The organism is Mycobacterium sp. IDUB_39 (assembly GCF_055419205.1).
The window spans coordinates 60022-72901 of the sequence record NZ_JBVAXF010000009.1 but is presented as its reverse complement, the minus strand read 5'-3'; the positions used below and the strand labels follow the sequence as shown (position 1 = coordinate 72901).

General features: G+C 66.8%; 13 protein-coding genes. 9 read left to right on the top strand and 4 right to left on the bottom strand.

All coding sequences use genetic code 11. The features are described 5' to 3' along the window. Positions 1–44 precede the first annotated feature (44 nt). The gene (locus ACZY0X_RS27510; RefSeq protein ID WP_241404416.1) at positions 45–650 is read left to right on the top strand and encodes a GNAT family N-acetyltransferase; all 606 of its coding nucleotides are present in this window, start codon (positions 45–47) and stop codon (positions 648–650) included. A 10-nt stretch (positions 651–660) separates the two neighbouring features. Here the strand turns inward: ACZY0X_RS27510 and ACZY0X_RS27505 are convergent, their stop codons facing one another. Together ACZY0X_RS27505 and ACZY0X_RS27500 are read right to left on the bottom strand one after the other, a co-directional pair. Next, positions 661–2022: an LLM class flavin-dependent oxidoreductase gene (locus ACZY0X_RS27505; protein ID WP_463774933.1), complete on the bottom strand. Its 1362-nt coding sequence runs from the start codon at positions 2020–2022 to the stop codon at positions 661–663. Next, positions 2019–2939 (bottom strand): MetQ/NlpA family ABC transporter substrate-binding protein, encoded by a 921-nt coding sequence (locus tag ACZY0X_RS27500; protein WP_463774932.1) that lies wholly within the window; start codon positions 2937–2939, stop codon positions 2019–2021. Before ACZY0X_RS27500 ends, ACZY0X_RS27505 begins: the two co-directional genes overlap by 4 nt. Positions 2940–3116: 177 nt before the next feature. Between ACZY0X_RS27500 and ACZY0X_RS27495 the strand changes: the two genes are divergently transcribed. The 3 genes from ACZY0X_RS27495 to ACZY0X_RS27485 all read left to right on the top strand — a co-directional run bounded on the left by ACZY0X_RS27495 (position 3117) and on the right by ACZY0X_RS27485 (position 5775). Then, positions 3117–4127, top strand: coding sequence for a methionine ABC transporter ATP-binding protein (locus ACZY0X_RS27495; protein ID WP_463774930.1), 1011 nt, complete (start codon positions 3117–3119; stop codon positions 4125–4127). An 83-nt stretch (positions 4128–4210) separates the two neighbouring features. Further along, complete coding sequence (locus ACZY0X_RS27490; RefSeq protein WP_463775064.1) at positions 4211–4864, top strand: methionine ABC transporter permease; 654 nt, start codon at positions 4211–4213, stop codon at positions 4862–4864. An 11-nt stretch (positions 4865–4875) separates the two neighbouring features. Continuing rightward, the gene (locus tag ACZY0X_RS27485) at positions 4876–5775 is read left to right on the top strand and encodes a MetQ/NlpA family ABC transporter substrate-binding protein (protein WP_463774929.1); all 900 of its coding nucleotides are present in this window, start codon (positions 4876–4878) and stop codon (positions 5773–5775) included. A gap of 19 nt (positions 5776–5794) precedes the next feature. On the opposite strand, the gene ACZY0X_RS27480 is transcribed toward ACZY0X_RS27485, so the two are convergent. After that, complete coding sequence (locus tag ACZY0X_RS27480) at positions 5795–6406, bottom strand: type II toxin-antitoxin system PemK/MazF family toxin (protein WP_463774928.1); 612 nt, start codon at positions 6404–6406, stop codon at positions 5795–5797. A 130-nt stretch (positions 6407–6536) separates the two neighbouring features. Between ACZY0X_RS27480 and lepA the strand changes: the two genes are divergently transcribed. From lepA to ACZY0X_RS27465, 3 genes are all read left to right on the top strand, one after another. Continuing rightward, entirely contained in the window at positions 6537–8384 is a 1848-nt protein-coding gene (gene lepA / locus ACZY0X_RS27475) for a translation elongation factor 4 (protein WP_463775063.1), read from the top strand. Between the two features lie 62 nt (positions 8385–8446). After that, positions 8447–9157, top strand: a complete 711-nt coding sequence (locus ACZY0X_RS27470; protein WP_463774926.1) for a sensor domain-containing protein — start codon at positions 8447–8449, stop codon at positions 9155–9157. 213 nt (positions 9158–9370) lie between these two features. After that, positions 9371–9511: a hypothetical protein gene (locus tag ACZY0X_RS27465; RefSeq protein WP_463774925.1), complete on the top strand. Its 141-nt coding sequence runs from the start codon at positions 9371–9373 to the stop codon at positions 9509–9511. A gap of 24 nt (positions 9512–9535) precedes the next feature. On the opposite strand, the gene ACZY0X_RS27460 is transcribed toward ACZY0X_RS27465, so the two are convergent. Continuing rightward, a complete protein-coding gene (locus tag ACZY0X_RS27460) occupies positions 9536–10033 on the bottom strand; it encodes a GAF domain-containing protein (RefSeq protein ID WP_463774923.1) in 498 nt (165 codons plus the stop codon). Positions 10034–10201: 168 nt separating this feature from the next. Between ACZY0X_RS27460 and ACZY0X_RS27455 the strand changes: the two genes are divergently transcribed. Both ACZY0X_RS27455 and ACZY0X_RS27450 read left to right on the top strand, forming a co-directional pair. Next, positions 10202–11509: an NtaA/DmoA family FMN-dependent monooxygenase gene (locus ACZY0X_RS27455; RefSeq protein WP_463774921.1), complete on the top strand. Its 1308-nt coding sequence runs from the start codon at positions 10202–10204 to the stop codon at positions 11507–11509. Continuing rightward, positions 11506–12870: an LLM class flavin-dependent oxidoreductase gene (locus ACZY0X_RS27450; protein ID WP_463774920.1), complete on the top strand. Its 1365-nt coding sequence runs from the start codon at positions 11506–11508 to the stop codon at positions 12868–12870. The genes ACZY0X_RS27455 and ACZY0X_RS27450 overlap by 4 nt, the downstream gene beginning before the upstream one ends. Positions 12871–12880: the final 10 nt, after the last annotated feature.

The following is a 12880-nucleotide window of genomic DNA, read 5'->3' as shown; positions in this document are numbered from 1 at the left end:
TTCGACCCCTTCACCTGGGCAGTGCGATCGGCCAAGATGGCGGGGTGACCAGCGTCGAGGTTCGACCCGCCACCCGTGCCGACGTGCCCGCCCTGTCCAAGACGTTGGGCCGCGCCTTCTTCGATGACCCCGTGATGCGTTGGATGCTGCCGGATGACGACGAGCGCCGGCGCAAGCTGCACCGGCTGTTCGGCGCGCTGACCCGCCATCACCATCTGTCCCGCGGTGGTGTCGAGGTCGCCCCCGACGGCCCGGGAATCGGCGGAGCCGCGCTCTGGGACCCGCCCGGGCAGTGGCAACAGACCCGCTGGGAGGAGATGCGGGCGATGCCCGGCCTGGTCATGGCATTCCGGAAGTCGATGACGCGCGGCCTGGCGGTGTCGGAGCTGATGAAGAGGGCGCACCCCGAGGAACCGCACTGGTATCTGGCGGTCATCGGCAGCGACCCCGACGTGCGCGGTAAGGGCTACGGCAATGCGCTGATGAGGTCGCGCCTGGACCGCTGCGATGCCGAGTACGCCCCGGCTTACCTCGAGTCGAGCAACCCTGACAATGTGCCCTACTACGAGAGGTTCGGGTTCGAGGTCACGGGCGAGATCAGGTTGCCCGACGGCCCGAGCCTGGTTCCAATGTGGCGCCAGCCGCGCTGACGCGCGCGGTCTAGCCGGTCTGCGCAGCCTGCTCGGCCCGACGGTCCAGCGGGCGGTGCAGCCCCAGATGACCACGCAGCGTGGCGTGCCGGTACTCCCGACGGAACAGGCCGCGGTCGCGGAGGATCGGCACCACGTGGTCGACGAACAGTTCGAGCCCGGACGGGAAGACGTCGGGCATCAGGTTGAAACCGTCGACCGCCCCGGCGACGAACCACTCCTCGATCGCGTCGGCGATGCGCTCGGGCGAGCCGATCACCAGTCGGTGCCAGGTGATCACCCGATCGAGAAGCTGACGGACCGTCAGTTCCTCGCGGCGTGCCAGGTTCACGACGATGTCCCGCGCGCCCTGGGATCCCGTATCGGTCACCGCACCGTCGAGCAACCACTGTGGCAGTGGCTTGTCCCAGTCGAGTTCGCCGGGGTCGACGGAGATCTGTCCGGCCAGGTGTGCCAGCCGGCGCTCCCCGGCCAGCTCGTTCAGTTCGTCGTTGCGGCGCCGCGCCTCATCCTCGGTGCTGCCCAGCACGAACGACAGTCCGGGCATGATGCGGATCGAGTCCCGGGGCCGACCGTATGAAACTGTGCGCGAACGCAATTCGTCGGCGTTGCGTAGCGCATCCGGCAGCGAGGCCTGCGCGGCGAAAACTCCGTCGGCATAACGGGCGGCCAGATCGAGGCCGCCCGGCGACCCGCCGGCCTGGAACAGCACCGGATGCCCTTGCGGGGAACGGGGCAGCGTCAGAGGTCCGTCGACGCTGAAGAACTCGCCGCGGTGGTCGATAGTGTGGATGGCGCCCGGTCTGCTGAACGCCCCGGTGCGTTTGTCGGCGAGTACGGCGTCGTCGTCCCAGGAATCCCACAGCGCACGAACCACGTCGATGAACTCCGCGGCGCGCCGGTACCGATCGCGCCGGTCGGGCCGTCCGCCGGGGTCATCGCCATGGCCGAAGTTGTTCCACGCGTACGGATCACTGCTGGTCACCACGTTCCAGGCCACCCGTCCGCGGCTGAGGTGATCCAGTGACGAGAACCGACGAGCGAGGTTGTAGGGCTCCTCAAAGGACGTCGACACGGTGCCAATGAGCCCCAGATGCGTGGTGGCCGACGCCAGTGTCGACAGCAGCACCAGCGGGTCGAGTGCGAGCGGAGGCGCGACTAGCGGATCGTCGGGCTTCTGGAACAGCGACGGGCTGTCGGCGAGGAACGGCGCGTCGAGCGTTCCGCGCTCCGCGATCTGGGCCACCTCGATCCAGTACGCGGGGTCGGTGAACCAGTCGGGGTCAGCGCTGGGATGCTGCCACGCCGCCGGGTGCATACCGTCGGACAGCACGTTGACGCCCAGGTGCAGTTCCCGCTTCGCCGCGCTCACTGTGGATCGCCCGGCAGCGCAAGCTTCTTCACCGCGGGATCCTCGGCGATGAACGTCTGCACCCGGGGGTCCTTGAACGCTTTGACGAGGTTCTGGACGTTCTCGGTGTCGGCGTAGTTGCTGCCGATTGTCAGCACCGAGGCGAACTCGTCAGGTGACTTCGGGGCGTAGATCAGCTTGTCCTCCGGCACACCCGCCGCGAGGAAGGACTCCGCGTAACCGACGACCGCGTCGAGGTCGGGCAGAGCGCGCGGCTGCGCGCCGAAGTCGAGCAGCGTGAACCTCAGATTCTTCGGGTTGCCGACGATGTCCTTCTGGGTCAAGGCGGTGATATCGGCGTCAGGTCGCAGGGTGATCAATCCGGCTTGGGCCAGGTACCAGATGCCCTGAGCGTTGTTCGCGGGGTCGGCGAGCAGCGATACCGTTGCGCCGTCAGGGATCTCCTGCGGTGTCTTGTACTTGTCCGACCAGATGCCGAACACCCAGTGGAAGAACGGACCGGTGGCCGCCTCCTCCCGGAAGCCCGGGTTGGCGTCGAGCACCTGCTGTAGCCAATGCCGGTGCTGGAAGATCGTGCCGGCGTAGCGACCGTCGCTGATCGCCTGGTTGATCTGCGTGCTGTCACCGAGTCCGACCGCACCGACCTGTACGCCGTAGTCGGGGGCAATCTTGTCCGCAATGAACTCGATGATTCGCTTCTCGGCCGGGTTCGAGTCCAGGTAGACCACATCGAGAGTGGCACCGGCGGTTTCATTCGGTGACGCCGCGCCGGCGCTGCGCGCAATGACGACGAATGTGGCGATGGCGATGGCGACGATCGCCGTGACGATGAGGTAGGGCCACTTGCGTCGCTTGTCGATGGTGAAACCGTGTGGTTCGGCCCCGTCGCGGACGGAGACCGAGTCGTCGATGCTCATGTCTTCAGGAGTGTGGCGGCCGCGAACCGCTGCGCCCATGGTTTGGATCACGTTGGCGTCAAGTGCATTGATTCATGGTGATTGCAATGGTTTTCGTTCGGTGCCGAGTTCTGAGATGGTTCGACTCCAACGGCGATGACGCCTGCACACCCCACTTCCTGAGGACGTCCCCCTTCGATGATCGAGCTGACTGACCTGACGAAGATCTACGGCCACGGCGACGAACGGACGGTCGTGCTGGACCGGATCAACTTCCGCGTGGAGGCCGGCGAGATCCTCGCTGTCGTCGGCCCCAGTGGGGCCGGGAAAAGCACGCTGGCACAGTGCGTCAACCTGCTTACAGCGCCGACGTCCGGGTCTGTCGTGGTCAACGGCGACGACCTGACGACACTCTCGTCGAGGGAGCTTCGCGTTGCCCGCCGCAGAATTGGGACCGTCTTTCAGTCGTCGGGCTTGTTCGAGCGCCGAACTGCAGCCGAGAACGTCGCGCTGCCACTGGAATACCTCGGCGTCACCCCAGTGGAGACGCGCGCCCGCGTCGCCGAGCTGCTCGACCGGGTGGGTCTGACCGAGCGGGCCAACCACTACCCGTTCCAGCTGTCCGGCGGTCAGCGGCAGCGGGTGGGAGTCGCCCGCGCACTGGCACTGCGGCCGTCGGTGCTGCTATCCGACGAGGCGACAGCGGGGCTGGATCCGACGACCACGGAGTCCGTCGTAGCGCTCCTGCGTGAACTGCGCGACGACCTGAGTCTGTCGATCGTGTTCATCACCCACGAGATGGACACGGTGCTCAAAATCGCCGACTCGGTCGCCAGGCTCGACCGCGGCAGCATCGTGGAGTCCGGCCGTCTGGTGGAGCTACTCACCAACCCCGATTCGTCGCTGGGCGCCGAACTGCGCCCGCAGGGGGTGGCAGCGAGTGCGGCGACGGGTCAGCACGTGTGGCACGTGGTGTACGACGCGCCGGACGTGCCGGCGGACTGGATCGCGCGCGCCTCGGCGGACCTCGGTGCGCCCCTCTCGGTGCTGGGCGCATCTGTGCAGCAGATCGGCGGTGTCACGATAGGCGCTGCGACGCTGGGGATTCCGGAGCGGTTCGACTCGCGGGCTGCCGAGGTTTTGGCGCGCTATGGATTAGCCACCAACACGGAGGGCCGCGTCGACCCCGCGCTGGAGGGCGTGGCGTGACCGAGACGCTGCTGGCGACCACCAAGGTGCCGGTGAACGAGCTGCCCGGTCTGCTGTTCCCGGCGCTGCTGGACACGCTGATCATGGTCGGGATCGTCATGACCATCGTGGTGCTTGTCGGCGTGCCGCTGGGCGCCCTCGTGCACAACCTGGCCCCAGGCGGCTTGTTCGAGAACCCCAGCCTGCACACGGTCTTGAGTTGGATCATCAGCATCGGCCGGTCGCTGCCGTTCCTGATCCTGATGGCCGCGATCATGCCGTTCACCAGACTCATCACCGGTACCAACATCGGCATCGCCGCAGCGGTAGTGCCGATGACGTTGGCGGGCACCGCATTCTTCACCAGGATCGTGGAGAACTCGCTGCGCTCGGTCGCGCCGTCGGTGGTGCAGGTGGCCCGCGCGTCAGGTGGGTCGAATGTTCAGATCATTCGCAGCGCACAGCTCGCCGAGGTGGTGCCGTCGATCATCGGTGGCCTGACCATCAACGTCATCGCGATGATCGAGTACTCCGCGATCGCCGGCACCATCGGCGCCGGCGGAATCGGCTATGTCGCAGTTACTTACGGCTACCAACGCTTCGACCAGGGCGTCATGCTGGCCACCATCGTCATCCTGGTCATCACCGTCGCCGCGGTTCAGTTGATCGGTGATGCCCTCGTTCGTTTCACCACGCCGCGCAGCCGCATTGGCACCGGCGCGGTCCGTCCGCTGCGCAAACGCGCAGTCCCCGCTTGAGAGGAAATCCCATGGCGACCAACACCACGGTGGAGGGCACCGACGATCACGGGTTCGAGCTGAAGCGTCGGCCGAAATGGCTCTGGATCGCACTGAGCCTCGCAGTTGTGGTGGTCGTGGTCGTTGGGGCGCGGCTGCTGTTCTTCGGCAAGACGGAGTCAGCGAACGAGATTCCCGGTGCGACCCTGGTCGTCGCCACCAATGAGGGCAACGCGGCCGAGCAGGCGTTGATCGAGTACATCGCCGCGGAGGTCGCACCGCGGCATGGGATCAAGGTGGCTTTCCGGGGCCTGTCGGACAGCAACACGATCAACCGTGCTGTCAGCGACGGCGAGGTCGCCGGGACCATCTATCAGCACAAGTTGTGGCTGGGTCAGGTGCTGGAGGCCAACCCGGACTTCAAGGAGGAGGCGGCGACGCCGGTGTTCCGGTGGGGCTTCGGGATCTGGTCGGACAAGTACACCGACCCCGCGCAGCTGCCGGACGGGGCCAACGTCTCGCTGTACTCGGATCCGGCGAACGAGGCGCAGGGACTGTGGCTGCTGGAGCGGGCGGGTCTGATCACGCTGAACCCGTCGGTCGACAAGTGGACGGCGACGCAGAAGGACATCGTTGGCAACCCGAAGAACCTGAAGTTCACTCTGCTGGACTTCGCCGCGCAGTCGCGATCGCTGCCCGATCTGGACGCGGCGGTCGGCTACACGGAGTACTACCTGGCGGCCAAGGTGCCGATCAGCCAGCAGATCTTCGCACCGCCGGCCCCCGATGAGTTCGCCGGACAGTTGACCATCGGCAGCGAGTGGGCTGACACCGAGAACGTCAAGAAGCTGGTCGAGACATTCAAGGACCCGGCCGTGCAGGAGTACCTGGCCAATGATCCGGACGTGAAGAACATCCTGCTGCCGTTGTAGCGACGCAGATCCGCCGACGTCAGCTCCAGGAGTACTCGGCGCGCAGGCGGGCAGCGACCACTTCGAAACGCTCGCGTTCCAGGACGGCGCCCTCGCGGCGGATTCCCTCCTCGGGCACGTCGAGCACGCGGTCCAGCCGAACGAAGCTGGGGCGACCCTCGTAGTCCCAGCCGCCGCTGCCGATCGCAACCCACTGGTGGTCGACGACGTGCCGGTCCTGGCTCGACAGCATCAGCCCGAGCAGCGTGCGCTGGTCGCGGCCGACCACGAGAACCGGCCGGTCCTTGCCGCGCGTCGGGTCATCCTCGTAGACCACCCAGGTCCACACGATCTCGCCAGGGTCGGCGCGGCCGTCGAGGTCGGGGGCGTAGACCACGCGCCGCGCCCGGTGGGCGGTCGGGACGCCGTTCTGCGTGACCGGGCGGCCGGCGGTGATCGCCTCCGGCGGCGGGCTGGTGGTCGCGTTCAGCGCCGCCAGACCTGCATCGATGCCGATCTTGATGCCCTGCTGGAGGCTGCGCTGCACCGATTCGGGCACGGGTAGTTGGCGGATGAGCTTGGGGGTCTCGCGGAACACCAGGTTCTCGGTGCTCTTCAGAATCCGCTGAAACGTCTTCCACTGCGACGCCATGGAAACGAGCATAGGTGAGGATCCGGGGAGTTGTTCTGGTGACGATTGGTGTGCGCGATTGTGCCGTCGCGGGTGTGGCTCGATACCCTGGTAGAGCCTCACCCAGGGCTTAGCCCCGTTCTATCAGGAGATTCCCATCAGCAGTTTCGCCGACAAGACGTTCACTGCACCGGCGCAGATACGGAACTTCTGCATCATCGCCCACATCGACCACGGCAAGTCGACGTTGGCCGACCGGATGCTGGGCATCACCGGCGTCGTCGCCGACCGTGACATGCGGGCCCAGTACCTGGACCGAATGGACATCGAGCGCGAGCGCGGCATCACCATCAAGGCGCAGAACGTGCGCCTGCCCTGGGAAGTGAACGGTGAGCAGTTCGTCCTGCACCTGATCGACACCCCCGGGCACGTCGACTTCACCTACGAGGTGTCCCGCGCGCTCGAGGCCTGCGAGGGGGCGGTGCTCCTGGTCGACGCGGCGCAGGGCATCGAGGCGCAGACACTGGCCAACCTGTACCTGGCACTGGACCGCGGGCTGACGATCATCCCGGTGCTCAACAAGATCGACCTGCCCGCCGCCGACCCCGACCGCTACGCGGGCGAGATTGCCCACATCATCGGCTGCGAACCCAGCGACGTGCTGCGGGTCTCGGGCAAGACCGGCGAGGGTGTCACCGAGCTGCTCGACGAGGTGGTCCGCCTGGTCCCCGCTCCGGTGGGTGACGCGGATGCGCCCGCCAGAGCCATGATCTTCGACTCGGTCTATGACATCTACCGCGGCGTGGTGACCTACGTCCGCGTGGTGGACGGCAAGCTCAGCCCGCGCGAGAAGATCAAGATGATGTCCACCGGGACGACGCACGAGCTGCTGGAAGTCGGCATCGTCTCGCCCGAGCCGAAGGCCACCGGGGGACTGGGCGTCGGCGAGGTGGGCTACCTCATCACCGGTGTGAAGGACGTTCGGCAGTCCAAGGTCGGTGACACCGTGACGTCGGCCCGCAACGGTGCCACCGAGGCGCTGACCGGATACCGCGAACCCAAGCCGATGGTCTACTCGGGCCTCTACCCGGTCGACGGCTCCGACTACCCGAACCTGCGGGACGCGCTGGAGCGGCTGCAGCTCAACGACGCGGCGCTGGTGTGGGAGCCGGAGACCTCGGTGGCGCTCGGCTTCGGATTCCGCTGCGGCTTCCTCGGTCTGCTGCACATGGAGATCACCCGTGAGCGCCTCGAGCGCGAGTTCGACCTCGACCTCATCTCCACGTCACCGAACGTGGTGTACCGGGTGGTCAAGGACGACGGCAGCGAACTCGTCGTGACGAATCCGTCGCTGTGGCCCGAGGGCAAGGTGGGCGCCGTCTACGAACCAGTGGTGAAGACAACCGTCATCGCGCCCAGCGAGTTCATCGGCACGATCATGGAGCTGTGCCAGCAGCGTCGCGGCGAGCTGGGCGGTATGGACTACCTCTCACCCGAGCGCGTCGAACTGCGGTACACGATGCCGTTGGGCGAGATCATCTTCGACTTCTTCGACTCGCTCAAGTCGCGCACGCGCGGCTACGCCAGCCTCGATTACGAGGAGGCCGGCGAGCAGGAGGCCGACCTGGTCAAGGTCGACATCCTCCTGCAGGGTGAGGCGGTGGATGCGTTCAGCGCAATCGTGCACAAGGACTCCGCCGCCGCCTACGGCAACAAGATGACCACCAAGCTCAAGGAACTCATCCCGCGCCAGCAGTTCGAGGTCCCGATTCAGGCCGCGATCGGGTCGAGAATCATTGCGCGCGAAAACATCCGGGCCATCCGCAAGGACGTGCTGTCCAAGTGCTACGGCGGTGACATCACCCGTAAGCGCAAGCTGCTGGAGAAGCAGAAGGAGGGTAAGAAGCGAATGAAGACAATCGGACGGGTCGAAGTCCCGCAGGAGGCCTTCGTCGCCGCGCTCTCCTCTGATGCGGCGAGCGACAAGCCGAAGAAGTAGACCCAAGAAGTGGACGTTGTCAGAACGCGGCGGAGGGCCGCTGCGTCCGTCACAATGACGCGGTGAGTACTGCTGGCACTGGGCCGACCGCTCGACTACTCGTCGTGCTGGCCGCCGCCTGTCTTCTCACGGCGTGTACGAACACGGTGACGGGGTCCGCGGTACGCGACCCGGCGTCCGCGCCGGCGAACATCGGGTCCCTCAAGGAGTCCGATATCGACCGAATCATGTTGACCGTCGACGAGATCGAGGACATCGTCGGCGCGCGCAATCTGGAGGTCATCCTCGAGACCGGGGAGATGTCCGACAACTCCGACTCGGTGTCGGATCCGGATTGCCTTGGCGCGCTCTTCGGCGCCGAGGAAGCCGTGTACGAGGGCACCGGCTGGACGGCGGTCCGCGATCAGGTCGTCGGCGACGAGGAGAACGACAGACAGCACTGGGTCGAGCAGACCGCAGTGTTGTTTCCGTCCGAACGCCAGGCCCGCGAGTTCTTCGACGACTCCGCTGCGGCGTGGGGTCACTGCGCTGGCTTCTCGGTCTCGGTGGACGACTACGAGTCCACCTACATCTGGCACGTCGAGGACCTCGATACCCGCGATGACGTGATCGCTCAGGTCACCGTGCAGGAGGACTTCGACGACTGGCAGTGCCAGCACGCCCTGTCGGTGGTGTCGAACCTGAGCGTCGAGACGTGGGCGTGTGCCTTCGGTATCGAGGATCAGGCCGTCGACATCGCCGAGAAGATGCTGGCGAAGGCGGCCAAGCGCTAGGTCCGATCTGCTAGTTGTGACCAGCCTGATTCGAACACCCATGCCCGCCCGACGATTGGTACGTCGGCCACGGAATGAGCTGTTCGGCAACTGATTCGGCGGCGCCTGCACGGCGTCCTCGCCCGCCGGTGAGCGGGGGCGTCGGACCGGCGTTCAGCAGGTTGGGCACGCCGCGGCCTAGCGTCGTGGGTGCTTGCCGTCGAAGGAGCCCCCATGCTGCGTCTAGTCCGGCCGTGGATTCCGTTGGCACTGGGTGCCTCGGCCATCGTCATCGGGGGAATCCTGTTCTCTCCGCAGCCCGTCGGCGACCCAGATTCGGGGCCGCGGGCCGGTGGGGTCTCCGCCTCGCCGTAGGCGTCCGGCGGTGCGGCGTTCGGCTTAGCCCAGTGCACCGCTGTCGCGTCGCACGATCTGTTCCACGTCGTCGCGCAGGCTCTCGAGTTCGGCCCTTTGCTCATCGGTGTAGTCGCGCGGGCCGTCGTCGAGTACGCACACCGTGCCGAGCACCGCGCCCGATTCATCGTGGACCGCGACACCGAGGTAGTTGCTCAGGCCGAATTCGACCTCGTCCTCGTTGCCGGCGAAGGTGACATCCTCCCTCGAATCCCGCACGAACAAAGGAGCATCGGTGTCCACGATGCGTTCGCAGTACAGCGGCACCCGGTCGGCGTCCCCGCGGGCCTTGAGGCCCGCGGCGCCCACGGTGTAGTGCTTGGTCGCCTCGCCGGCCGTGGCCGCCACGACCATCGCGTCTGGATCGGAGCGCATCACCAGCACTGACTTCACCCCCAGCCGCTCTGCGAGGGCATCGAGCCTTCCTGCGATCTGTGCCAGTCCTGCGGTGGTATCGGTGACGTTGGGTTCGGGGGCGGTCATGCGCGGATAGTGACGGAGTGGGCGGGGCATCGCAACGGTTTAGATCACGTCGATCCTGCGGGGATCGTGTTCGGCTCGCGCCGCGCTTTACCGGCGACGGAGGCTCGCGCCATCGTTACCGTCGAGAATCCCAACGCCACAAGGTATGTCGCAAGGAGTCGTTCACCCGTGACCCGTCAACTGCATCTGCTGCTGTTCGGCAACATCCGCTCGGCAGGGCCCTGGCGGCATCCCGATATCGACCACACCACCGCGGGCGTACGACGCGCGTTGATCGAACGGGCCCGCACCGCTGAGCGCGGGGGACTGGACGCGCTGTTCTTCGCCGACGGGCTGAACTTCGGCCCACCTGCCACCTGGGCGTACAAGACCACCGAGGACTTCGAACCGCTCACCACGGCGGCCGCGCTGTCGTCGGTCACCGAACACATCGGCCTCGTGCTGACCGGTTCGGCGACCCTCGCGCACCCATTCCACCTGGCCCGCCAGTTCCTCTCACTCGATCATCTCAGCGGGGGGCGAACCGGCTGGAATCTGGTGACCAGCTTCGCCGCCGCGGCCGCCGACAACTTCAGCGCCCGCGGAGTGGTCGACCATGACGAGCGATACCGCGTCGCCGAGGAGGCCATCGACGTCGTCACCAACCTGTGGGACGGCTGGGGCGAGGACACCATCGTCGCCGACCGTCAGGCGGGAGTCTTCAACGACGTCAGCAAGATTCACGTCACCGAACACCATGGGCGCTACTTCGACGTCAAGGGGCCGATCGGTGCCGCGCGTTCCCCGCAGGGCAGGCCGGTGATCTTTCAGGCGGGCAGCTCGAGCGCGGGAAGTGCGTTCGCCGCACGGCACGCCGAGGTGATCTTCACCGGGCAGGGCAACCGGGCGCGGGCAGCCGACTTCTACCGGCAGATCCACGCCGAGGCGCTGGCCGTCGGTCGGAGGACACCACCGCTGATCACACCGTCGCTGCGGTTCATCGTCGGTTCGACAGAGGACGAGGCCGCGCGTGCTGAACGCAGCGCCTACGAGCACTTCAGCCCCGAGTACCAGGCGGGCTGGCTGCTCGAGGTCGACGTCGACGTCACCGGTGCGGACCTCGACGGTCCGGTGCCCTCCTCGGCGTTCCCCGCCACCACCCAGACGCACCAGACCGCCCTGGCCGGCTATCGGGCGTTGGCAGCCGAAGCCACCACGGTGCGGGAGTTCCTGTACCGCACCGTCAACGGCTGGGGTGCGCAGGTGATCGGTACCCCCGAACGGATCGCCGACGAGATCGAGGAGTGGTTCCACACCGGGGCCTCCGACGGCTTCGTGCTCAGCGATTCGGGTCTGCCCGGACAGCTGGATCTCTTCGTCGACCAGGTGGTGCCGGTGCTGCGCAAGCGTGGTCTGTTCCGGCACGAGTACGCCGGTGCCACGTTGCGCAGCCATCTGGGCCTCGAGGTGCCTGCGCGGTTCGGCGTGCCGGCATGACGCGGGTGGGCAGGCCGTTCGCGTTGTCGGCGTTCACGATGTCGACGGCCTCGCACGGCAACTTCGGAATGTGGCGACACCCCGAGGATCACACCTCGCGGTACACCGACCTGCGGTACTGGACCGAACTCGCAAAGCTGCTCGAGGACGGCGGGTTCGACGTCCTGTTCGTCGCCGATGCGGTCGGCCAGCTCGACGTCTTCGGTGGCGACGCGTCGGCGGCACTCGCACGCGGTGTGCAGACACCCGTGACCGATCCGCTACTGGCGGTGTCCGCGATGGCCGCCGTCACCGAGCGGATCGGGTTCGGGATCACCGTGTCGACGACCTATGAGAGCCCGTATCTGCTGGCCCGTAAGTTCAGCACCCTGGATCACCTGACGGGCGGCCGGATCGGTTGGAACGTCGTCACGTCGTTGTTGGACAGTGCGGCGCGCAACATCATCGGCACGGACCGCCAGATTCCGCACGACGAGCGCTATGCGATGGCAGGTGAGTTCCTCGACGTCGCCTACAAGCTGTGGGAGGGCTCCTGGGAGGACGATGCGGTGGTCCGGGACCGCGACCGCGGGGTGTACACCGATCCGCAGAAGGTTCACCCGATCGAGCACAGCGGACGTTACTTCACCGTGCCGGGAGCCCATTTGGTGGAACCCTCGCCGCAGCGGACCCCGGTGCTGTTCCAGGCCGGCACGTCGGCCGCGGGCCGCGAGTTCGCCGCCCGCAACGCCGAACTCGTCTTCGCCAGCGATCCGCGCCCAGGCGTGCTGCGGGCCAACATCGATGACGTCCGGCGCCGCGCGGTGGGCCATGGGCGTGACCCCGACTCGATCAGGTTCATCACCTCGGTCGAGATCGTCACGGACAGCACTGATTCGGCAGCTCGTGCCAAGGCCGACGAGCTGGCCACTTACCACGACCTCGAGGGTGGCCTGGTGCTGCTGTCGGCGCTCAGTGGTGTCGACTGGTCGACCTACGGGGTGGATCGGCCGATCGAGCAGTTCGACACCGACGCCAGCCGTTCCATTCTCGCGGCGGTGGCCACCTCGGAGCGGTTGACGTTGCGCGACTACGTCGGAGGTCTCGGGGGATTCGGCGGCGAGTTGTTCGTCGGGTCGGGATCCACCGTCGCGGACGATCTGGAGGCCTATGCCGAGCGCTCCGGCGTGGACGGTTTCAACATCGCCTACCACGTCACGCCGGGCAGCTTCCGGGATGTCGCCGAGCACGTCATCCCCGAGCTGAGGCGCCGTGGCCGCGCTGCGGAGCAGGGCGACCCGACGACGTTGCGGCAGCGGCTGTTCGGCTCCGGCTCGGCGCGGCTCCCGCGCGATCACCCGGCCGTCGCGTACCGCAGGTAAGAATCTGCGC

Coding starts and splice junctions, on each gene's coding strand:
- ACZY0X_RS27485 (WP_463774929.1), top strand. CDS start 4,876: ATGGCGACCAACACCACGGTGGAGGGCACCGACGATCACGGGTTCGAG.
- ACZY0X_RS27480 (WP_463774928.1), bottom strand. CDS start 6,406: ATGGCGTCGCAGTGGAAGACGTTTCAGCGGATTCTGAAGAGCACCGAG.
- ACZY0X_RS27490 (WP_463775064.1), top strand. CDS start 4,211: ATGGTCGGGATCGTCATGACCATCGTGGTGCTTGTCGGCGTGCCGCTG.
- ACZY0X_RS27465 (WP_463774925.1), top strand. CDS start 9,371: ATGCTGCGTCTAGTCCGGCCGTGGATTCCGTTGGCACTGGGTGCCTCG.
- ACZY0X_RS27495 (WP_463774930.1), top strand. CDS start 3,117: ATGATCGAGCTGACTGACCTGACGAAGATCTACGGCCACGGCGACGAA.
- ACZY0X_RS27500 (WP_463774932.1), bottom strand. CDS start 2,939: ATGAGCATCGACGACTCGGTCTCCGTCCGCGACGGGGCCGAACCACAC.
- ACZY0X_RS27450 (WP_463774920.1), top strand. CDS start 11,506: ATGACGCGGGTGGGCAGGCCGTTCGCGTTGTCGGCGTTCACGATGTCG.
- ACZY0X_RS27460 (WP_463774923.1), bottom strand. CDS start 10,033: ATGACCGCCCCCGAACCCAACGTCACCGATACCACCGCAGGACTGGCA.